Consider the following 23,682-nt stretch of genomic DNA (forward strand, 5'->3'; position numbering starts at 1 on the left):
AGATGAATTTAAGTAAAGAAATAATTGCTCATAGAAAATATGAGCGAAAAAAATTTGTAATTATTGTATTTTTTATATTTTTGGGTATTTTGGGTTTTGTGTGTGATATAGCTGTAGGCCCATCTATGATAAGTCCTATTGAAGTTGTAAAATCAATTTTAAAAGCGTTTTTTATTGATATTGAAGTTGATAATACATCGTATATAATTACACATTCATTAAGATTACCTATGGCTGTTATGGCTTTAGTTGTGGGTGCTGCTTTAGGTTATGGTGGAGCATTAATTCAAACTTTACTTAACAATCCTATGGCAAGTCCATATACTTTAGGACTAGCTGCTGCGGCTGGTTTTGGAGCTTCACTTGTGATTGCATTTGGATTTGCAGGAATTAGTCTTTATTTTGCTGTTCCACTTGGTGCATTTACTATGACTATGGTTTGTTCTAGTGTTTTGTTTTTGTTTGCAAAATCAAGAGCTTTTAGTTCTGAAATGTTAATTTTAGTAGGTATTGCGCTTTTATTTTTATTTCAATCATTATTATCCTTAGTTCAATACATAAGTGCGCCTGAAATTTCTCAACAAATTGTTTTTTGGCTTTTTGGCTCACTTCAAAAATCAAATTGGACTAATGTAATTATAGTTGGAGTGGTTACAATTATTTGTGTTATTTTACTTATAAAGGATAGTTGGGCGTTGTGTGCTTTTAGATTAGGTGAAAATAGGGCTGAAGTTTTGGGCGTTAATTTATCTTATCTTAGATTTAAAGCATTGCTAATTGTATCAATTATGAGCGCAACGGCTATTTCTTTTGTAGGAGTTATTGGATTTATTGGGCTTGTATCTCCTTATATAGCTAGAATGCTTGTAGGAGAAGACCAAAGATTTTATATGTTTACATCTATGTTAATTGGTGCTGTATTTTTAAGTTTTTCTTCTGTGATTTCAAAGATTATAGTAATAGGGACTTTATTTCCTATTGGAATTGTTACTTCTTTTGTTGGAGTGCCATTTTTCTTTTTTATAGTTTATAGTAGGAGAAGGGTATGCTAATCTTAAAAGATGTAAATGTTAAAAGAGCTAATAATTTAATATTAGATAAAATCAATTTAGAATTTGAAAATGGAAAAATATATGCAATAATAGGTGCAAATGGTGCTGGTAAAAGTTCGCTTTTAGATGCAATTTTTGGCAGAGTAAAAGCAGATGGAAAAATTAGTTTAGATGATTTTATTTTAAATAAAAAAACTTATAAATCTTGGCAAAACAATATTGCTTATATGTTGCAAGATTTTAATTCTAATGCAAATCTTAGTGCTTTAGAAGTAGTTTTGCTTGGAAAATTAAAAAAATTAGGGCTTTTTATAAAAGATGAAGAATTAGAATTTGCATTGAATATAATGAAGGGTTTAAATATTAATCATTTAGCTAATAAAAATATAAACGCACTTTCAGGCGGACAAAGGCAGATGATAAGTTTTGCTCAAGTGTTAGCAAAAGAGCCAAAAGTATTATTACTTGATGAGCCTGTGAGTGCTTTAGATTTGCATTATCAATGCTTATTGCTTGAAGCTTTAAAGGAGCAAACTTATACTAAAAACTTAATTAGTATTGTTGTTTTGCACGATTTAAATTTAGCTTCAAGGTTTTGCGATGAGCTTATAGTTTTACATAAAAATTTAGTTTATCAAAAAGGTTTAGCAAATGACATTATCACAAAGCAAATGTTAAAAGATTTATATGATGTAAATGTAAATGTTTTAGCTGATGAAAATAAGCCTTTAATATCACTTTTAGGAACAAAATGAAAATTTATATAGCAATGCAAGATATTTATAAAGAGGGCTCTATAGGTCTTAGAATACTTAAAAATGAGTTTTTGAGCTTGGGTTTTGAGTGTGAGTTTTTTGTGTGGCAAGAGTATGAGAATTTAAAAGATTGTGTTATTTTGCCACTTGGTGTTTGGGATTATTCTCTTAAAGTAGATGAGTTTTTGAGATTTTTAGATTTTTGTGAGTTAAATAATATTATTTTGATAAATAATACAAAATTAATTAGAAAAAACTTAGATAAATCATATTTACTAGATATAAAAGACGCTGTAAAATCTAATATTGTAGATATTAAAGATATAAAATTAAAGCCAAATCAAATCATAAAACCCTTAATAGGTCAAAGCGGAAATGGTGTAGCAAGGTTTAATGATGATATTAATTTACAATTTTATAAAGATAAAGCCTTAATTCAAGAATACATTAATCACGATAGCGAAGCTTGTTTGGTATTTTTTGAAGGGGCATATCAATATAGTATTTTAAGAACTAAAAATAATGATTTTAGAGCAAACTATAATTATGGTGTAAAAATAGATGATTTTAATCCAAGCGATGAGCTTATATCTTTAGCTAGCAAATATATTCCAAAAGATAGCTTTTATGCAAGGTGTGATGTGTTTTTGGCTGATAGGTTTTATATAAATGAAATTGAATGTATTGAACCTGCTTTGTATTTTGATAAAAAGCCAGAGTTTGCAAGTATTTTTGCAAATAAAATGAAAAAATATTTAAATTCCTTAAAATTTTAAGGAATTTGATTTTAAGAATTTTCTAGATATTTTTTACTAACTTCTGCATACTCTAAAGCTTGGTTTTTAATAGCTTTTATTTCTTCATTGCTTAATTCTCTAACAACTTTTGCAGGACTTCCTTGAATTAATGAATTTGGTGGAAAAACTTTATTTTTGGTTACTAATGAATTTGCACCTATTATTGAGTTTTCATTAATAACTGCTCCATCCATAATCACACTTCCCATTCCTACTAATACATTAGAATTTATCGTGCAAGCGTGGATTATAGAGTTATGTCCAATGGTTACAAAATCCTTTATTATGCAAGGTGTTTTAGGGCTAATCTCAACTCCTAGTTCATCATATAAAGCTCTTGCTACATGAATTGTAGAATTATCTTGGATATTTGTGTATTTTCCTATTTTTATATTAGCTACATCTGCACGAATAACTGCATTAAACCATATTGATGAATATTCATCAATTGTAGTATCTCCAATGATTTTAGCTCCATTTGCTACAAAAACTGATTTATTTAAATTAGGATAAAAACTATCGTATTTAACTAACATTTGCTTTCCTTAATAATAATTTTTATTATATAATATAAAAAAGGAGAAAATATGAAGAAAATATTAGTTGTATTTTTATTAAATATAATACTTTTTGCTGATTCTATTACTCAACATAAGGCTGATAAAATTCAAGATTCAAGACTATTTGTTCAATCACACGATGGAAAATTATTTTGTCTTAGTCCTAAGTTAGCTGATGGAAGATTGCTAGTAGGTATGCAAGATTGTAAGAACTCAAGTATCACAAGATATGATGTATATAAAAGACTTGCTTTTAGATATAATGATAGCTGGGTTTGTGCGTCGCTTGGGGATAGAATGAAAAATGGCAAGATGGGGAGTGATTATGTAGAACTTCGCCCTTGTGTATTAAACGATAAATCTCAATGGTTTGATATTAATAACGATGCTTTTAGCTTAAAAGCATTTTCAAATATGAAAATTACAGAAAAAAACTTTTTATTAGTGGCTACTAAAAATAATTTTGGTAATAAAATAAAAATTTTTGAAGGTGTTATGAAAGAATGGCTTGAAGCTATTGCGCCACCTGTAAATTATGCTTTAAAAACACCAATATATTTTTATGTAGAAAATAGAACAAGTGGAGTTAGAACTAAGTATTATTTGGGTAAAAATAATGCAAATAAAAATAATCCAACTAATTTTTATTATGATTTTAGTTCAGGTAAAATTGCTTTATATAACAATGGTAATTTTGAATGTTTAAAGACCAATTTATCTAATTTAAATGCTAGTTATTTAAGATTTGAGAAATGTAATTTTGAAGATAGAGAGAATGATTTTTATTGGAATTTAAATCTATTTGATGGTTCTTTTATAGTGGATAATAAAAATAATATTTTAGAAGTTGCAAGGGGTAGTGATTTAGGAAGATTATTTGTTGTTACAAAAGATTATTATAAAATTAATCTTGCGGGAAGTTCATTAAAGAATACTCAATTTTTCTTTGATAGTAGTGTGTATGATTTATGGAATTTTAATTATAGAAATGCGGGATTTAATTCGCACAAATGTGGAAATGAAAGAAGAGTAAAAAGAGATTTAAATTTCTTTAACTTAGCTAATTTTAATGTTTTAGATGATAATTGGATAAGAAGACTTTATGCGATAACAAGAACAAGTGATAGTAGTAATGATGCTAGTGGAATTTGTGGAATTTGTATGCTGCAAACTTTTGAAATAGTATCTTTATTAACTCAAGTATATCCATATAATCCTGATTTAGCACTTGATAATAATGGTTATTTATTTGATTATAGCGAGCATAGAAGTCCTTTTATATCTTTTCAAAGAAGAAATCCAGCATTATATAATCTAATGCAAGGAGCTTTTAACTTTTGGGGAAATGAGTTGGTATTCGGAGAGCCAATTTATCATAGAGGAGTTAGGGCGATTTGGGCTTTAACTAGAAATATATTGCCAAGATTTGATTGGAGTTTAAGTTCAGTTTATACTGGAGATGATATTGGTAGAGAATTAATAAGACTTACTCGTTCTCCTGCTGGTTCTTTATATATAGCTTTAGTAAGCCTTAGCAATGGTAGAGCTCACGCTATTCCTATAGTTATTACAAATCACGGGGTTGTGGTAATTCCAACAAATAATGAAAATATAAGCGAAGAAGAATATTTAGAATTAGTAAGACCTGCTAATAATTTAAGAAGCTTAGAGCTTTCTGTTACGGCAAATGGAAGATATCAAATAGAGGCATTAACTTTAATTGGTTTAGTTGGAAATAGAGATAATGTATTAGGAGAATACTTAAATCAGTTTGATTGCACCGGAGATGGTAGTTTTAGAAGGGGTAATGGTAATTTCTTAAATCCAAATAATGCAAATACTTGCAATAATGGAAGATGTGAATTAATGGAAATTGATTTTATGTTTAGCAATTAAGCTAAACATAATCTCTTGGCTTTTTTAAAGACGGGATAAAATATATAATTTTTTGTTTAATTGTTTTGATAATTTTGCCAAATTTAGAACGTCTTTTCAAATTAGCATTTTCATTTATTGAGCTTTGAAAATTAATATCTACATTAATTAATATCGGATACACAGCATAAGTATTAAATAATAATGTATTAGATGTGTAATGATCTGCGGCCATATATATTTTTTTTGTTTCGTTGAATAATTTTTCAGCTCCTTTTTTTGTTATATAATATCCATGAGTTCCGTTGCCTCTTCCAATTATCTTTCTTATATTCCAGTTTTTTATTTTATGATTAAATTTTAAAGAATAAGGTGTATTGATAATATAACCATCATCTCTATATTGTTGCCAATAATGTCCTAACAATATTAAATCAGTATTTTTTGGAAATTCATTTTTATATTTTAAAAATTCTAATAAATTCTTATCAAATACTGCATCATCTTCTAAAATAATTGCGTCTTCTAGATTTTGCTCTATAATTTTTTGATAACATAATCTATGGCTCATAGCACAGCCTATTTCGCCTAAATTTAATGGTTTTCTAAGATATTTTAATTGAATTTCAACTGAAGCTACGTTGTTTTTTATTTCATCTTCACTCAACGCTTTGCCATATACAGCTTTAATTATTTCATAATTAAGCCCTAAGCTTTCGCAAAGGGCTGTTATTTTTTGTCTTTTTTCTATATCTTGCTCAAGATTAATTATAAAGAATTTCAAGCAAATACGCCTTTTTGTGGCCCGCTTTTGCCACAACAATCTTTATATTTCTTACCACTACCACAAGCACAAGGTTCATTTCTTGATTGCTTTTTGATAGGTTTTTCAATTTCTTGAATTTCTTCATTAGTTTCAGGCATTCTTAGTTGAATTATTAGTAATACTTTTATACTTTCACTTTTAATTCTTTCAACTAGCTCCATAAATAAATTATAACTTTCTCTTTTATATTCTACTAATGGGTCTTTTTGATTATATCCACGAAGACCAATACCTGTTTTTAAAATATCCATTTGATACAAATGCTCTCTCCAAGCACCATCTAAAACTTGTAGATATAATAATTTTTCAATTCTTTCCTTTTCACTATCAGGAACTATGCTAAATTTAACTTTTAACATAGTAGTTATTGCATCAATAATAACACTTCTGCTTTCTTCTGTGTTTAAAGTTTTTAATAATTCTAAATCTAGCTCCAAATTAATTTCATTTTTGAATAATTCTACTAAATTTTCAGCACTTAAATCATTTAAATTATGAATTAAATAATCCACATATTCAGCTATATTTTGCTCAACTTTTGTCTCAATATCATAATTTGTATCTAGCAATTCATTTCTATATTTATATATAGTTTTTCTTTGTTCGTTTGCTACATCATCATATTCAAGTATATGTTTTCTACTTTCAAAATGAAGATTTTCTACCTTTTTTTGAGCACTTGCTACTGCACGAGTTACAAGTGAGCTTTCTATGCTTTCACCTTCAGCGATTTTTAATCTAGTAAAAATTGCTTTTAGCTTATCTCCACCAAAAATTCTTAATAAATTATCTTCAAGACTTAAATAAAATCTACTAACACCAGGATCACCTTGTCTTCCAGCACGACCACGCAATTGATTATCAATTCTACGGCTTTCGTGTCTTTCAGTTCCTATTATATATAAGCCACCTAATTCTCTAATCTCATCAGTAATTTTTATATCAACACCACGACCAGCCATATTAGTTGCAATAGTAACTGCTCCTTTTTTACCTGCATCTTTGATTATTTCAGCTTCGTGAGCGTGATTTTTAGCATTTAATACATTGTGAGCTATTTTTGCCTTTTTCAAATACTCATGTAAAAGCTCGCTTTTTTCAATACTTGCAGTTCCAACTAATACAGGTTGTCCTTTTGCGTTAGCTTTTTTTATTTCATCAACTACGGCTTTAAATTTCTCATCTTGAGTTTTATAAATTAAATCATCTAAATCTTTTCTAATTACAGGCACATTAGTTGGGATTGTAATTACATCAAGGTTGTATATTTGAGAAAACTCAGTTGCTTCAGTTTGGGCTGTTCCTGTCATACCAGCAAGTTTTTCATACATTCTAAAGTAATTTTGGTAGGTAATATCTGCTAAAGTTTGACTTTCTTCTTGGATTTTAACTCCTTCTTTAGCTTCAAGTGCTTGATGTAAGCCTTCGCTAAAGCGTCTTCCTTCGCTAATACGACCTGTGAATTCATCTACAATCATTACTTCGCCATCTTTAACAACATAATGAGTATCTTTTAAAAATAAATTATTAGCCTTTAAAGCTTGGTCTAATTGATGAGCTAAAATAGCATTATCAAGACTATATAAATTATCAACTCCAAATAGTTTCTCTGCTTTTGAAATTCCTTGCTCTGTAATTAAAATAGTTCTATTTTTCTCATCTGCTATAAAATCTCCACTAGGTTTTTCTTTAGGATCATCTGGTGCAACTCCGCGAACCATTTGCTTAGCTACTTCATTAGCTCTTATATAGCCATCTAATGTTCTATTGGTTGGCCCTGAAATTATCAATGGAGTTCTAGCTTCATCTATTAAAATACTATCAACTTCATCAACTATTACAAAATAATGTCCCCTTTGAACTTTATCTTCAGCATCAAAGCACATATTATCTCTTAAATAATCAAAACCAAATTCACTATTAGTTCCATAAACAATATCACACGCATAAACAGCTTTTCTATTTCTATGGTCGTTTCCTACTAAAATACCAACACTAAAACCAAGAAAATTATATATAGCACTCATCTCATTAGCATCTCTTGCTGCTAGATAATCATTTGTTGTTACTACATGAACGCCTTTTTTTGTCATTGCGTTTAATACCACAGGTAAGGTTGCTACTAAGGTTTTTCCTTCTCCTGTTTTCATTTCTGCTATGCTTTTATCATTTAAAACCATACCGCCTATTAATTGCACATCATAATGTCTCATTCCAAGCGTTCTTTTGCTAACTTCTCTTACTATTGCAAATACATCTTCTAAAACTAAATCTAAATTATTATTGTCTTCAAGCACTTTATTTTGTAGGTTTTGAAATTCGCTTTTAATTTCTTCATCATTTAATTTTTGATATTTTTCTTCTAAAGAATTTATTTTTAATACTCTTTTTTTGTAGGCTTTAAGAAGTCTATCATTACGAGTTCCAAATATACATTTTGCTATACTTTTAAACATTTAAATTTACCTCTTGGTTTTGATTTTTGAATATAATTATATTTGTTAAAATAAATAAAAGGATATTTAAAAGGTATTTAAATGATTATTAAAAAAATCTTTTTGCTTTGTATTTGTGGAATTTTTGCTTTTGCATTTAAAATTGATAATATAAATTACAATAGTTTTGAAGCTGATTTTATTCAAAAAGTAGTTGATTTGAGTAATAAAACTTTAATATATGAAGGTAAATTTTATTATCAAAATGAAAAAAGTTTATGGCAATACTTAAACCCTGATGAAAAAAAAGTTTATATTACTAAAAATGAAGTTGTAATAATTGATGATGACTTAGAACAAGTAATTATTAGTAAAGAACAAATTGATTTAGCAAATATTTTAAAAAATGTTTCTTTATATGAAAAAAAAGAAGATTTTGTAATCTATAAAGCTAAGTATGATAATATAATTTATTATGTAAAAGTGCTTAATAATCTTTTAACAAATATAAGTTATAAAGATGAATTAGATAATCAAGTAAGCATAGATTTTATAAATTCAAAAATTAATTTAAAAATAAACGATGATATTTTTAAATATAGTATTCCAAAAAATTATGATGTAATAAGGTGAGGTTATGGTAATAGATATTGATTTAAAAGATAAAGCATATAAAGTTTATATAGATGAAGAATTAAAAATAAATAAAGATTATGTAATTTTAACTAATACAACTTTAGAAAAACTATACTTAAATGATGTTTTACAAAAAATAGGAAAACAACCAAAAGCGATAATAGTTATACCAGATGGAGAAGAATACAAAAATCAAGAAAGCGTTAATTATATTTTAGAAGAACTATTTAAGGCTGAAATTAGTAGAAGTGATTTGCTAATTAATCTTGGCGGTGGGGTAATTAGCGATATTGGTGGCTTTGTAGCTAGTATTTATAAGCGTGGAATAAAACATATAAATATAGCTACAACCTTACTTGCTAGTGTTGATGCAGCAGTAGGTGGCAAAACAGGCATAAACAATGCTTATGGCAAAAATCTAATAGGCACATTCAAGCAACCTAGTGCTGTTTATATTTTCACAAATTATTTTAAGACTTTAAAAAAGGCTGAATTAAGTGCTGCTATGGCTGAAGTTATTAAAATGGCTGTTTGTTTTGATTTGGATTTTTATAACAAATTAAGCAAATTAAGTTTTGATGATATTTTTGATAATATCTTAGAATTTGTAGAAAAATCAATAAAAATTAAAGCAAATGTGGTAATAAATGATGAGTTTGAAGATAATCTTAGAATGAAACTAAATTATGGTCATACTTTTGCTCATGTTATAGAAAATGAGACGAATTATAAAGGCTATTTACACGGAGAAGCTGTTGCTATTGGTATGGTTATGGCTAATAAATTGGCTTGTAACTTAGGTTTAATTTCAAAAGAATTTGAAATAAGTATTTTAAATACTTTAAAGAATTTTAATCTACCTACATTTTATAAAATCAATTCATCTTCTAAATTCTATGAAGGATTTTTTCAAGACAAAAAAACTCTAAGTGGAAAAATCAACTTTATTTTACCTAGCAAAGAAGATTTAAGCATTATTAAAAATGATATTTCAAAAGATGAAATATTAAAAGTTTTAAGGGAATTTGAATGAGATTTTTATTAGCTTTTTTTGTTTTTGTAACTTTTATTTATGCAGAAAATACAGAAGAATTTACAAAAAACCTTGAGGGCGTGTATTCTGTCAAAGAAAAATTGCATATTATAAATAATGAATTAAAAGACAATATCACTATAAAAAATTATAAAAATTATCAAGAATATTTAAGATTAAAAAATGAATTAAAAGAAGCAAATGAAAATTTATTAAAAGCTAAAAAAACTCAAAAAGAACAATTAGAAAATACCATAAAATCACTTGAAGATAAACTAAGTGTATTAAAAGATTATGAAAGCTACAGCGTAGTAAAATATTTAAATCTACCAAGTGAGCCTACTGAATATAAAAAGATTTCAAATATTTATTTAGTTATTGAAGGTTTATCAGAGCGTAAAGAATTAGCTAATGAGAAAAAAGAATATGAAATAAAGTTAAAAGATTTTACTACATTAGTATCTAAAATAGATAAGAAAACAAAGCTTTTACAAGAACTATATGACATTGAGCCAAGTGAGAATTTAAGTCAAGAATTAGTATATTCTATAAAAGAATTAAATGATTATAAAAGCGCTTTAGAAAATATCACAAATGCTTTTGAGATATTTAAAGTTAAGGCAAATAACACAATTAAGCTTATAAATAACGATATAAAAAAGCAATATGATAGTGCTATATTTTTTATAGCAATTATTATTTGTATATTTATTGCTAGGTATTTATTAGGTTTGATGCTTAGAAAATATGTTGATGATAAAGATAAAGTTTATACTTCTTTCAAGATTTTAAATATTTTTACTTTTATTATTGTTTCTATGTTTTCTATATTTTATTTTGTTGAAAATATAAGCTATTTAGTAAGTGTATTAGGATTTGCATCAGCTGGTCTTGCTATTGCTATGAAAGATATGTTTATGAGCTTACTTGGTTGGGCCACTTTACAATTTGGTGGTGGCTTTCATGTAGGTGATAGGGTAAAGGTTAGTAAAAATGGAGTTACTTATGTAGGAGATATTATTGATATTTCTTTACTTAAGATGACTATATACGAAGATGTTACATATACTACTTTTTTGACAAATCGTCGTGCTGGAAGAATTATTTACATACCAAATCACTATATTTTCACAGAATTAATATCAAATTATAATTATTCTTATATGAAAACAGTTTGGGATGGAATAGATATAGTAATAGATTTTTCAAGCAATCTTGAAAAGGCAAAACAAATAATTTTAGAATCAGCTAGTTCTCATACTCAAGCATTCAGCGATAGTGCAAAAAAAGCAATTCAAAAAATGAGAAATCATTATCAAATGAAAAATTCAGGAACAGACCCAAAACTATTCGTAATGCTAGAGCAATACGGGATTAAAATATCTATTTGGTATATGACAAATTCAAGAGAAGCTCTTAAAATGCGTTCAATAGTAAGTGAAGAAATTATTAAAAGATTAAAAGCAAGTGATGATATAAAATTAGCTTTCCCATCACAAACTATTTATATGGATAAAAGAAATAATCAGCCATTTTTAAAGGATAATAATGAAAATATATATTAAAACTTTTGGTTGTAGAACCAATATTTACGATAGCGAACTAATCAAAAGCTACATAAAAGATAATGAAATAATAAATGATGAATTACAAGCTGATATGATAGTAATTAATTCTTGCACGGTTACTAATCAAGCTGATTTAGGCTTAAAACAATATATAAGACATATTAAAAATCATAATCCAAATACTAAATTCATCTTAACAGGTTGTGCTGCGGCAAGTATTGGCAAAGGCTTATATGATAGCAAAATAGTAGATGGTGTAATGGGTGCGTCTTTAAAATCAAATATAAATAAGTTCATACTAAATCCAAAGGAATTTGATTTAGGAAATTTAAATTTCATAGATGAAAAAATAGTAAGCAATTACGAAAACCACACAAAAGCATTTGTTAAAATCCAAGAAGGCTGCGATTTTGCTTGTTCTTATTGTATTATTCCTAGTGTAAGGGGCGGGGCTAGAAGCCTAAAATTAGAGCAAATTATAAATCAGATAAAAACCTTAGCTAATAATGGTTATAAAGAAGTAGTTTTAACAGGCACAAATATAGGTAGTTACGGAAAAGATTTAAATCTATCTTTAGCAAAATTGCTTAAAGAAATTAGCAAAATAAATGGGATTAAAAGAGTTCGTTTAGGTAGCATTGAGCCGGTTCAAATTGATGATGAGTTTAAAGAATTATTAGACGAAGATTTTATTGAAAAACATCTTCACATAGCCTTACAACACACAAATGAAAAAATGCTAAAACTAATGCAAAGAAGAAATAAAGCTTATAAAGACTTAGAATTATTTGAATATTTAGCTAATAAAGGTTATGCCTTAGGCACTGATTATATAGTAGGTCATCCAGGTGAGAGCGATGAAATATGGGCTGATGCTATTAATAATTTTAAAAAATTTCCAATAACTCATCTTCACGCTTTTGTGTATTCTAAAAGAGACGGGACAAAAAGCGTAGAATTAGCAAAGACTTTAGGCGAAGTTGATAAAAATATCTCAAAGCAAAGATTAAATGAGATTAAAGAAATTACTAGATTAAAAAATTATGAATTTAGAAAAAATCAAAAAGATTTAATAGTATTAGTAGAGCAGTTTAAAGACGGCTATTATCAAGGATACGACCAATATTTTAATCTAATTAAAATCAAATCAGATAAAGACTTATTAAAAACTTGGATAAATATTAAAGATTACGAGGTAGAAATTGACAAAAATAAAGCCATTTACTAAAAATATCAAAATAATAATCGCTTGCATAATTCTTGCAATTATAGCTTTAGGAATATTTTCGCTAAGTAAAAAAGAGCAAAATATATCTTTAAATGAGTTTTCATCATTAGAATTAAAAAATATTTCAAACGCTTACATTTATGAAAATATGCTTTATTTTTCAATAAATGATAAAGATTATAAAATTCTAGCTGATGAAGAAATAATCAAAAAAATCTTAAAATACAAAAGCGTAGAAAATAAAACAGAATTTGATTATTCAATAATTTTAGTTTTTATTATGATAATAATTTTTATTTATTATCTAATATACTTAAGAAATCTTAGCACAAAACAAGGCATATCAAATCATCCAATTAATAATGTCTTAAAACCTGAATTTAGATTTGTTATCAAAACAGATAGTAATTTTAATGATGTTATAGGTCAGTTTAAAGCCAAAGAAGAATTAAGAAAATTAAGCTCTATTTTTAAAACCAACAATCCTTGCTTAATAAAAGGAGTTTTATTAACAGGTGCTAGTGGAGTAGGTAAGACTATGTTAGCAAGAGCTTTAGCAAATGAGTGTGGGGTTAATTTTTTATACCAAAGTGCAAGCAGCTTTAATGAAATTTTTGTAGGTCTTGGAGCAAAAAGGGTTAGAGAATTGTTCGCAAATGCTAAAAAATTAGCACCTTGCATAGTGTTTATTGATGAAATTGACGCACTTGGAAAGCAGCGTGGCAATGCTTTAGCAAACGATAGCGAAAATACGCTTAATGAATTGCTGACCCAAATAGACGGCTTTTCAGAGCTTAAAAATGTCTTAGTAATTGCTGCTACAAATAGAGCTGATGTTTTAGATACAGCTTTACTTAGAAGATTTGATAAAAAAATTCATTTTACCTTACCAAATTATAGCGACAGAATAGAGTTCTTTAAACAACTTGTTAAAAAAGATTTAATAAGTTCTGATTTTAATTTAGATTATTTAGCTTATATTTCAAAAGGTTTTAGCGGGGCTTCTTTTAAAAGCTTAGAAAATGAATTGTTGCTAAGAGATAGATTAAGCGAAAGAGAAATAATAAATGAAATTTTAGTGATAAAACACGGAATTAGCGAAGATTTAGAATTAAGCGAAAACGAGCAATATATTCAAGCTATTTATCAAGCAGGTAAAATCACTATGGCAAAGATTTGTGATGCGAATTTAATTTATGCTAATTTATTTACATTTGAGTATTTTTATCCAAACGAGCATATAAAATCATTTTCAGAAATAAAAAACGAAATCAAAATTCTTTTATCAGGAATGTTAGCAAATGAATTATTTTTAGGCGAAAATTACAATAATTTTTCTAAAGATAGAGATAAAATACAAGAATTAAGCAAATTTTATGTGGAATTTGAAATATCATCTTTAGAAGAAGAATGTAAAGAATATTTAAAAGCTTATGAAGAAGAGATTAAAAATACAGCAAATGAATTGCTTTTAAATAAAGAAATATTTTTTTAAAGGATAAAAATGGATAATATAAAAATAGGGATAATTACGAGTTCAGATAGAGCAAGTGCAGGAGTTTATGAAGATATTAGTGGAGCAGAGATTAGAAAAATTATGCAAGAATATTTATTAAATGAAATTGATTTTAAATACTCATTAATCCCTGATGAAGAAGAACTAATTACAAATGAGATTATTAAAATGGCTGATGAATTTGAATGCGATTTGGTATTTACCACAGGTGGAACAGGACCAGCTTTAAGAGATGTTACACCAGAAGCAACAAAAAAAGCAATCGAGCGTGAATTACCAGGCTTTGGAGAATTAATGCGTGCAAGCTCACTTAAGATTGTCCCAACAGCAATCCTAAGCCGTCAATTAGCAGGGACAAGGGGTAAAACTCTAATAATTAATCTTCCAGGTAAGCCAAAAGCAATTCGTGAATGTATAGAGCCTATTTTTCCTGCGATACCATATTGCCTAGACTTAATGAATGCAAGTTATATAAATGAGAGTGAAAATGCACCAAAGGTATTTAGACCTAAAAGTAAGTAAAAAATATTCAAAAATGCACACAAGTGCAATAATTATTTAATAAAAAAAATTATAATTTAGAACTTTAATTTTTTAAGGAGAATAATATGAATAGGAAAATTGTGTTTTCATTAGTATTATTATCGGCTTTTTCTTATGCAAATGCAGAGAATAGAACGCCATTACAAATAGGTATAGCGAGTGGTGATACTCCGCAAGGACATCAAGGACACTTAGATAAGTGTGTGGATTTAAAAACAAGTAATAGAACTGTAGATGGTTTGAATGATTGCACTAAATTGAGAAAATTTAATGATGATATTTATTTTCATTGTAAAGCAGATAGTAATGTTGGACTTACAGAGCATTCGAGCTATTTCCATTTAATAAATATCTTAACTCAAAAAGGCGATGTTGTTAAAAACCCAGAAAAGGTTAGATATGAAGCATTAAGACAATGTGGAGTTAGCTATTTTGATGCTAGAATGTATTCAGCTTACAAAATGGCTGTAAAATATACACCTTATAGTGAAGCTAGTAGCTTTGTTAATAGTTATAGAGATAATGTTATTAAGAAAAAATTGGCTGATTCCAACACTAAAGAAGTATGCAAAAAAGTTCTTGAGGCAGAATTAAATTATATTAACAATTATGCTGGTAAAAGTCTAGATGATATTGATTATGACCCGTATTACTCTGCAGTAGGATTTAAGGCACCTGTAGTTCAAGAATTAATTAATAATAAAGAATACGGAATCGGTAATATAAATTTAAAATCTAGTCTAAAAAATAGAGATAAAAAAATTGTTCAAGATTTTTATAAAGAATTTAAAGTAAATACGACAGGTAGGGTTGTAGTTTCAAGTAGTCCAACTTATAAAAATAGTCAATATTTAGTGTATTTATTAGACCAAAATGAGTTTGCAGGAAACAACGGTTGGGTATATAGAAACTTCTCAAATATTGTTGGCGATAGAACTAACGCTAGTGATGTATCAGGTATGAAAGGTTGTTCTAGCTTATCAAATGGTAGCTTAACAACTCATAGTATTGCTTCTTGGGATACAAACAAATTAATTTTTGTTAATGAAAATTATAATAACTCTGTAGTATTAGGTGTTTGTGATGTTTATAATAAATATTTAGAATTAAACAATAATCCTAATATTTTTGCTAAAAACAGAGCTTTAGAAGCCATAATTTTAAAGAATTCAAAAATTAAGCCTTATAGTTCAAATGATTATTTTGCTGATTATAATGATAATGCAGCTGGCAATCGTGTTAATGATTATGCTGGTGGCGTTAGTAAATGTTATAATTATGATTTAGAAAATTATAGCTCTTATCTAAGTAGAGCTTATTATTTTGATTGGAGAAATGAATTAGATTATAGGAAAGATGATGCAAAAGAAATTGCAAGAAGAAACTATATGTTTAGTATTCATAAACCAAATGATACACATAAGGGTATTTTTGATAGTGAAGGTAGCACTTATAATTTTAGTGTGAATGTTAGACCATCATTACAATATCTTCCAAGCAATACTGATGAAAATAATACAATTGTAACTAATTTAAGAGTGAAATTTATTCCTGATGCTGATTATTATCAAATCACAAATGAAGCAAATCAAACTGATAAAAAAGATAGCAAACCTTTAAAAGTTACTAATTTAGATGATGTATATATTGCTTTAAATAACTATAAAACTCCATTTAACGCTGAAGATAGAAAAGCAAATAATATTTCAGTTAAATATTATTTAACAAGTTTTCAATTGACAAAGCAAAGAATGGCAGATGCGAATGGTGCAGTAGATTCTAAAGCAGAAGTGATTTCAACTAACGAGCATTTTGAGTTAGTTCAGAAAGAAAACATAACTGGTTTTGGATTAAAATTTACAAAAGATACATTCAAAAAACTAGCTAAAATTGATGATAATGATTTATTAAAAGGTAATGTTTATAAATTTACATTTAAACCTTTAGAGATTATGGAGCAAATAACAGAAACTAATAGAGAAGAAGAGTGTCCAAAAACAAGTGGAAATTGTGTTGTTAAAGATGTAACTAGAAGTTATCTTAGACCAATGTTTCAAGCTTCAGGTGTTGATATTGTAAAAGGTGCTCCAAAGGGTAGTGTAGAAATTATCTTAGGTCATAGTGAAATGCCAAATGGTATTAATTTTGGAACAGCTTATAATAATATTGATGCTACTAAAATATTAGAAAATAATAAAATTGCTTCAAATACAAAGGTAGCTGATAAGATTTATACAAGAACAAGTAGCCAAGATATATATTTAGGCTTTACAAAACCAGATGTTAAAGTTCTTTATAAACAATACATTAAGTTTTATAATGGTTCTGATGAGTTAAATGCAGATATTTATAACGGAACTCAAAAACTTTCAAAATCAATTACAGAATGTAAAGGTTATTATCCAATTGATAACAAAATGGTTTTACATTTAAAAGATAAATTAGCTGTAAATCAAAATTATCAATATAGATACGAAATTGCAGAATACGATAGCACTTTTGAAGAATGTTCAGTATTAGGCGATAGAAGTTCAAATACATTCTCAATTAGACCAGATAGCATTACTTATAAAGTAGGCACACTTGATACATTTGATAAAAAAGCAGGTAAAGAAGATAAAAAATATCCAAACAATAATGTAACTTTCACTGCGGATTTAAAAGATGATAGATTTGGAATTAGTGTTGCAGAATTAAAAGTAAGTGATTCAAAAGGTAGTGTTAAGAAATTCTATTTAGAAGATAAAAACTCAGTTCAATTAAATCAAGTTGGCTCAAAAGCTGCTAGTAGAACATTTGTTGATTTTAATAAAACAAATGGTAATTTTGATATAAAAACCGTGTTTCCTTTAGTAACAGACGCTCAAATAGCATTCTCTGAAAACAAATTTACTATAGGAGATTTAGAGCAAGATTTATGCGTAAATTCTAACGCTGCTGTAGATATTACTAATGCTAATAAGATTAATTCAGATGGTAAAATTAACTGCCAAACTCCAGGTAATGAACTTACTGTTAATTTTATAGCAGATGAGACATTAGGCTTAGAAAAAGACAAGAATGAAAATGTAAAGATCCCAAATGTAACAAATAAAAATTTTGTTAATTATGTTCCATTTAGCGATAATGATAGTGAAAGATTAACTATCCCATTACAAATCACAAGCAAAAATGCTAATGAATATTTTTATAAAAAATTTAGCGATAATGAAGCAGAATTAAAATTGGTTTTAGATTACAGTAAAGTACCTGATTTAAATAAAATGATTATAAAGGTAGATCCACTTAATACTACATTAGATATTACAGCAACTAGCAAGATAGGTGAGTTTAGCATAAATAATCTAAATAAGACTTTTGATGAAAAATTAGTAGAACTTCAAGGTGCAAAATTAAGTGATTATGATGAAAATAATTTTGATGCAAAAGACTTTGGTAAAATCAATTTCAAAATTGGTTATTTAAAAAATACAGGCACTAAGCCTAATTTAGACCCTGTATTTAAAATAACTGGAGCAAATGCTGAAGTAAAATTTAAAAACTCTAAACCATTAAAATATCCTAATATCTTGACAAATTCATACGAATTTGCTTATACAGGAATGTTCTTTAAGGATTTAAAAGAAACTAAAGACAAATCATTGGTTATCAATTATGACAACGCTGGGGTGTTTAAATATGATAATAATAAATTTGTTAAAGTTCCAAACGCTAATATTAAAGATTTTACAAAATTATTTAATGGAGCTAAGGGTGATTTTACCTTTACTAGTGATTATTCAAAAACTACATTTAGTGGAGATACATATAATATTCCAAGCAGTGTAGAAAGTAATCAATATTTTAAAGATACTTTAAGATTTAGAATTGATCCAACAAAAGCCAATAGTTACTTAAATTCTGACGCTACATTTACAATTGAATTTGTAAAATAATTATTTAGCCCTTAGTTTATCTAAGGGCTTTTATTTTTAACATATATTTCTTATTAATTTATTTACTATTTTTTAACATTATTTTAACTTAGCATAAATAGAATTAGCGATTTTAATTATTAAAATATTAAAGGAGCTATATGAAATTATCTTACAAAATTACTTTATTTGCTTTTGTTTCATTACTGATTATTAATTTAAGTGCTATTTTAGTAGCTAGTAAAGGTATGAATGAATTAGACAATATCGCTCAAGAAGCTCTTGATAATATGAGTGTTGATGATGCGAAAAAAACAGCAGTTAGTATTACTAGCTTAATTACTTCAATGTCTAAAAAAATTCATTCAACAAGTGAAAATCAAGAAAGTTATAATAAAAATATTCTTACATTTTTAAGTGAATTAGACTTAAAAAATCGCTCTGTTAATTTATTTGTAATTAATAAAAAAGGCGAATATGTAATGCACTATCTAAAAGATAGAATTGGTGAAAATGCTTATAATAAAAAAGATTCTAATGGTAAATTATACATACAAGAAATAATTCAAACAGCAAATAATGGTGGTGGATTTGTAACAACCCATATGAAAGCTGATAAGACAAGACCAGAAAGAGATGTGGTGTATTATGTAGAAAAAGATAGTTTTAATGATTATGTATATATAAGCGTAATTTACTTAGTAGAAGCTAAAGAAGAAATAGCAGAAATTAGTGCAAAAGTATTAGATAAGAAAAATGAAGTTGTTTTAAACTATTCTGTATTTGCAGTTATTTTATGTATTATTATTCTTGCTTTATGGCTGATTGTTATTAGAATTTGGATTAGCAAACCATTAAATGAACTAACCCAAAAAGCTTATGATTTATCTAAAGGAGATGGGGATTTAACTAAACTTTTAGAGATAAAAGGCAAAGATGAAATAGCAAGTGCTAGTAAAGCTATAAATGATTTTATCGGTAAGATTAGAATTTTAATTAACGAAGTAAAACAAATATCTTATGAAAACAAAACAATAGCAGCCGAGCTTAGTAGTGTTAGTATGCAAACAGGAAAAAGAAGTGAAGAAAGTTTTAATATAGTTGAAAATGTTGTTGAAGAAGGTAAATTAACTAAGGATAGTTTATCATCAGGTATAAATAGTGCTAATGATAGTAAAAATGAGCTAAGAGATAGCACTGATAGTATTCACGAAACAATTAATACAATTAGCTCTTTAACAGATGAAATAGATAGAAGTGCTAGTATAGAAAGTGCTTTAGCTAGTAAGATTGAGCAATTAAGCCGTGATGCTGATAATGTTAAATCTATTTTAGAAATAATTAATGATGTAGCAGACCAGACTAACTTACTTGCATTAAATGCTGCAATTGAAGCAGCACGTGCAGGAGAGCATGGTAGAGGATTTGCCGTAGTAGCTGATGAAGTAAGAAGCCTAGCAGAAAGAACTCAAAAAAGCCTTAGTGAAATAAATGCAACAATAAGTGTTATAGTTCAAGGTATTAAAGATGCAAGCGAGCAAATGAGTGATAACTCTAAGCAAATTGGCAATCTAACAAATGTTGCAAATGGTAGTGAAGAGCTAATTAAAAATATGGAACAAAAATTAAAAGAAGCAATAATTAGTAGCGATAAGACTGTGGATAATTATATTAACGCTAGCAAACAAATTGAAGATATTTTAAATGAAGTTTCGCAAATTGCAAAAATTACTAATGAAAACGCAAGAAGTGTAGAAGAAATAGCAAAAGCTGCAAGTCAATTAACTAATATCAGCGAAGAATTAGATAAAAAATTAAGCGAATTTAAATCATAATATATTCTTGCTAAGATTTTGTATTTAAGGAGTTTTAATGTCTTGGATATACTTAATCTTAGCAGGTGCTTTTGAGATTGGTTGGCCTATTGGCTTTAAATTAGCTAGTAATGGCTCAAAAATATGGATAGTGTTTTCTATAGTATCAATGGGGCTTAGCGGGTTATTTTTGTATTTAGCGCAAAAAAATATTCCTATCAGCACAGCTTATATTGTATGGACTGGTATTGGTGGGTTAGGAACGGCTTTGATTGGGATTATGATTTTTAATGATAGTATTAGCTTTTTAAAACTTATGTTTTTAAGTCTTATATTAATAGGGTTAGTTGGAATTAAAATTGTAAGTTGATATCAAAAAAGATATATTTTAATAATTTGTTTATTTTATTAAATCTTATAAATATTTATATAACTTAGAATATATTTATATAAAATATTTAAAAATATTTTTAATTTTATAAATACCCCCCCCCCATTTTGTTAGTAATTGATTAACCTTTATATATTGATTTTTAACTATAATAAAGCATTTTTCATTTATTTTTTAGGGGAGAAAATGAATAGAACTATAAAATTATCTTTAATAACTTTTATATTAGCGGGGGGGGGTAATTTAGCTCTTGCTGATACTATTCCAAGCACTGCTAATACATTAGTGCAAAGTAATACTATTAATGTAAGTAATAGTAGCAATAAAAATTATAATGCAGCTGAAACCGATAAAATTATTAATCAAACTGGTGGAACACTAAATATAGGTAATACTACTGCTAAAAATTATACAGATTTAAAAGTAACTTCAACCGGTGGAACTACAAATATTAAAAATGCAAGCATTACTAATGGCAAGTTAGACTTAGATAGTAGAGTTGATTTTGATGGAGTGGTTAATTTTATTAAAACTGATTTACAAGGGAATAAGAATTCAAGTAATTTTAATTATCTACTTAAAGATACTGCTAGTGTTACTTTTGATGGTTCAGTAATTAGCGATGTTAAATTAGAAGCTTGGTCGGAAGATAATACAAATGGTGCTTTAGTTATTAAAAATTCATTAATTCATGATAGTCAGTTGGGTTTTGAAAAGATAAATTCAACTAGTAAATTAACACAAAGACCTTATGTGCCAAAATTAACATTAGAAAGTGTTATATTTGACAAAACTCAAGATGAAAAAACATCTAATATTTTTGCTAGAGATTTAAATATTAATAATTCATCTATTATTGGAACAGAGATAAGAATTAAAAATAATGCTGAAATAGATTCTACCTTTATTGATGATAGCTCAATAATTTTACAAAATACATCTAGTATAAGTATTAAAAATAATTCTAACATTAACGCTAATATTAATAGTGTTTCTGTTAATAATAATGCTATTAATACAAATGTTACTTTAGATAATTCAGAAATAAGTGGAAGTATAAATGCAGGTAATCTAACTGCTACAAATGGCTCAATTATAAATAGCAAATCTATTATAAGTGGAACTACAAATATAAGTGATAGCACTATAAAAGCTGATATTTCAAGTAAGAATTTAAATATTACAAATTCAACTGCTAGTGGAACTGCTGATAAAAAATTAGATATACAATCTACCGGAAATCATATGCAATTAAATGGGGTTACATTTAGCGATGTTGCTCTTAGTTCTGGCAATAATAGAATTGATTTAAATGGAGATAATACCTTTAATAGAATTTTAGTTAAAAATGAAAATATAAAAGGAACAGGTCATCATATAACTTTGGGTAATAATGCTAGTGCTACATTTAATGATAGTGAATTTATAAATACTGCTATTAATAATTTTTCAAGTTCTAACACTAATACAACCACTTTTAACAATTCAAAACTAACTAATACAGCTGTGGGTTTAGCATCTACTTTAGATAATGTTGTTTTTAATGGTGGGAGTATTGTTAATACTGATAAAAATATTTCTATCTTGGCTAATAATATAGAATTTAATAGCACCAAAGTAATTTCAAATTTGGGTACTATTAAATCAAATAATAATAAGTATGTATTTAATAATTCTGAATATCAAGGCAACATAAATCTCGGAAATACTTATTTTAATAATACAAAAGTAAATGCTGATTTTATAGGTGGAAAAATTTATTTTGATGGTTTAAGTAGTGTCAGCGGAACCTTAAAGGGTGCTAATATTTATTTAAATGATGAAAATAAAAAAGTATTATCTGATATTATTTACGAAAAAGGTTTGGTTATTGCCGAACAATCTTTAAAATTCGATGGTAAAGAAGATTTCAAAGATAAAGAATATAATTTTGGTTTCTTTGTAGAGAATGATGTAACATTGGATATTAATAATCTCAAAATGTCAAATAATAGTATTAATGCTTGGAGAAAGAATTCGGCAGATTCTTTAGTAAACAATAAAGTAAATATATCAAATTCAAGTTTAAAAGAAGTAGGAATAGGTATACATAATAATTCATCACTTATTAAGTATATGACTGACTATCTTAGCTTTACAAAAACTACAATTACAAACAATAATGCAAATAATATGATATATGCAAAAGTTATAGATATTAAAGATAGCAATATTACTGCTCCTATGATTACCACTTTAAATCAAGAATATTTAAATTCTACAAGTAATGCTATATATTATAAAATTAATAAAATAGGCACTTTTTTAAATATTGATAATTCAATTATTAATAGTTCAGTAGAAACAGGCGAACTTCATCTTAAAAACAATTCAGTTTTAAATGGAAATATCCAAGGAACTCAAAAAGTTTATATAGATAATTCTACTCTTAATGGAAATATTACAAAAGACAATAGAAATACTTGTTTTGAACACGAAGGTTGTAGTAAAGAAGTAGAAGATGTAATCATCACAAACTCAACTATAAAAGGTGATATAAACGAAGTAGGTAATGTAAGCTTAACTAATACTAACCTAGAAGCTTCAAATGTAATAGTAAAAAATGATATTAGCATAGATAACTCAACTAGCACAGAAACAAAAACCATCACAGGAAATTTCCAAGTAGGCAACGACTTTAAATCAAGTAATACAATTATTCAAGGCAGTATTAATACTACAAATAATATGGAATTAAAC

At 27.1% G+C, this 23,682-nt stretch carries 16 protein-coding genes and 2 pseudogenes; 15 read left to right on the forward strand and 3 right to left on the reverse strand.

Annotation, left to right across the window (positions count from 1 at the left end; translation table 11 throughout):
* Nucleotides 1-2: 2 nt before the first annotated feature.
* Genes AVBRAN12640_RS07165 through AVBRAN12640_RS07175 form a run of 3 tightly spaced genes read left to right on the forward strand, consistent with a single transcriptional unit; the run spans nucleotide 3 to nucleotide 2,583 of the window.
* Nucleotides 3-1,052 carry a FecCD family ABC transporter permease gene (locus AVBRAN12640_RS07165; RefSeq protein WP_214118390.1) on the forward strand — a complete coding sequence of 350 codons (1,050 nt, stop codon included), beginning with the start codon at nucleotides 3-5 and terminating at the stop codon, nucleotides 1,050-1,052.
* Nucleotides 1,046-1,807 (forward strand): ABC transporter ATP-binding protein, encoded by a 762-nt coding sequence (locus AVBRAN12640_RS07170; protein ID WP_214120341.1) that lies wholly within the window; start codon nucleotides 1,046-1,048, stop codon nucleotides 1,805-1,807. The genes AVBRAN12640_RS07165 and AVBRAN12640_RS07170 overlap by 7 nt, the downstream gene beginning before the upstream one ends.
* Nucleotides 1,804-2,583, forward strand: coding sequence for an ATP-grasp domain-containing protein (locus tag AVBRAN12640_RS07175; RefSeq protein ID WP_336608830.1), 780 nt, complete (start codon nucleotides 1,804-1,806; stop codon nucleotides 2,581-2,583). Before AVBRAN12640_RS07170 ends, AVBRAN12640_RS07175 begins: the two co-directional genes overlap by 4 nt.
* A gap of 11 nt (nucleotides 2,584-2,594) precedes the next feature.
* Here the strand turns inward: AVBRAN12640_RS07175 and AVBRAN12640_RS07180 are convergent, their stop codons facing one another.
* Nucleotides 2,595-3,140: a gamma carbonic anhydrase family protein gene (locus tag AVBRAN12640_RS07180; RefSeq protein ID WP_214118397.1), complete on the reverse strand. Its 546-nt coding sequence runs from the start codon at nucleotides 3,138-3,140 to the stop codon at nucleotides 2,595-2,597.
* Nucleotides 3,141-3,191: 51 nt separating this feature from the next.
* Here AVBRAN12640_RS07180 and AVBRAN12640_RS07185 point away from each other — a divergent pair, with 51 nt between their 5' ends.
* Complete coding sequence (locus tag AVBRAN12640_RS07185) at nucleotides 3,192-5,060, forward strand: DUF1561 family protein (RefSeq protein ID WP_336608829.1); 1,869 nt, start codon at nucleotides 3,192-3,194, stop codon at nucleotides 5,058-5,060.
* A 1-nt stretch (nucleotide 5,061) separates the two neighbouring features.
* On the opposite strand, the gene AVBRAN12640_RS07190 is transcribed toward AVBRAN12640_RS07185, so the two are convergent.
* Together AVBRAN12640_RS07190 and secA are read right to left on the reverse strand one after the other, a co-directional pair.
* Complete coding sequence (locus AVBRAN12640_RS07190) at nucleotides 5,062-5,823, reverse strand: glycosyltransferase family 25 protein (protein ID WP_214118400.1); 762 nt, start codon at nucleotides 5,821-5,823, stop codon at nucleotides 5,062-5,064.
* Complete coding sequence (gene secA, locus AVBRAN12640_RS07195; RefSeq protein ID WP_214120336.1) at nucleotides 5,820-8,321, reverse strand: preprotein translocase subunit SecA; 2,502 nt, start codon at nucleotides 8,319-8,321, stop codon at nucleotides 5,820-5,822. Before secA ends, AVBRAN12640_RS07190 begins: the two co-directional genes overlap by 4 nt.
* An 81-nt stretch (nucleotides 8,322-8,402) precedes the next feature.
* Here secA and lolA point away from each other — a divergent pair, with 81 nt between their 5' ends.
* From lolA to AVBRAN12640_RS07245, 11 genes and pseudogenes are all read left to right on the forward strand, one after another.
* Nucleotides 8,403-8,933 (forward strand): LolA-like outer membrane lipoprotein chaperone, encoded by a 531-nt coding sequence (lolA, locus tag AVBRAN12640_RS07200; protein ID WP_214118404.1) that lies wholly within the window; start codon nucleotides 8,403-8,405, stop codon nucleotides 8,931-8,933.
* A 4-nt stretch (nucleotides 8,934-8,937) separates the two neighbouring features.
* The gene (gene aroB, locus AVBRAN12640_RS07205) at nucleotides 8,938-9,969 is read left to right on the forward strand and encodes a 3-dehydroquinate synthase (protein ID WP_214118405.1); all 1,032 of its coding nucleotides are present in this window, start codon (nucleotides 8,938-8,940) and stop codon (nucleotides 9,967-9,969) included.
* Entirely contained in the window at nucleotides 9,966-11,534 is a 1,569-nt protein-coding gene (locus AVBRAN12640_RS07210; protein WP_214118407.1) for a mechanosensitive ion channel domain-containing protein, read from the forward strand. Before aroB ends, AVBRAN12640_RS07210 begins: the two co-directional genes overlap by 4 nt.
* A complete protein-coding gene (gene mtaB, locus AVBRAN12640_RS07215; protein WP_442862255.1) occupies nucleotides 11,518-12,765 on the forward strand; it encodes a tRNA (N(6)-L-threonylcarbamoyladenosine(37)-C(2))-methylthiotransferase MtaB in 1,248 nt (415 codons plus the stop codon). The genes AVBRAN12640_RS07210 and mtaB overlap by 17 nt, the downstream gene beginning before the upstream one ends.
* Complete coding sequence (locus tag AVBRAN12640_RS07220; RefSeq protein WP_336608828.1) at nucleotides 12,740-14,260, forward strand: AAA family ATPase; 1,521 nt, start codon at nucleotides 12,740-12,742, stop codon at nucleotides 14,258-14,260. The genes mtaB and AVBRAN12640_RS07220 overlap by 26 nt, the downstream gene beginning before the upstream one ends.
* 9 nt (nucleotides 14,261-14,269) lie before the next feature.
* The gene (gene mog / locus AVBRAN12640_RS07225; protein ID WP_336608827.1) at nucleotides 14,270-14,803 is read left to right on the forward strand and encodes a molybdopterin adenylyltransferase; all 534 of its coding nucleotides are present in this window, start codon (nucleotides 14,270-14,272) and stop codon (nucleotides 14,801-14,803) included.
* 86 nt (nucleotides 14,804-14,889) lie between these two features.
* Complete coding sequence (locus tag AVBRAN12640_RS07230; RefSeq protein ID WP_336608826.1) at nucleotides 14,890-18,759, forward strand: hypothetical protein; 3,870 nt, start codon at nucleotides 14,890-14,892, stop codon at nucleotides 18,757-18,759.
* A gap of 269 nt (nucleotides 18,760-19,028) precedes the next feature.
* Nucleotides 19,029-19,715, forward strand: a pseudogene (locus AVBRAN12640_RS10045) (cache domain-containing protein); the annotation flags it as partial.
* Nucleotides 19,716-20,075: 360 nt separating this feature from the next.
* A pseudogene (locus tag AVBRAN12640_RS10050) lies at nucleotides 20,076-20,573 on the forward strand (methyl-accepting chemotaxis protein); the annotation flags it as partial.
* 37 nt (nucleotides 20,574-20,610) lie between these two features.
* Nucleotides 20,611-20,922, forward strand: a complete 312-nt coding sequence (locus AVBRAN12640_RS07240; protein ID WP_214150360.1) for a DMT family transporter — start codon at nucleotides 20,611-20,613, stop codon at nucleotides 20,920-20,922.
* Nucleotides 20,923-21,129: 207 nt separating this feature from the next.
* Nucleotides 21,130-23,682: hypothetical protein (locus AVBRAN12640_RS07245; protein ID WP_336608824.1), on the forward strand; the 2,553-nt coding region annotated here is incomplete at its 3' end.

Source organism: Campylobacter sp. RM12640 (assembly GCF_020137595.1).
Taxonomy (GTDB): domain Bacteria; phylum Campylobacterota; class Campylobacteria; order Campylobacterales; family Campylobacteraceae; genus Campylobacter_E.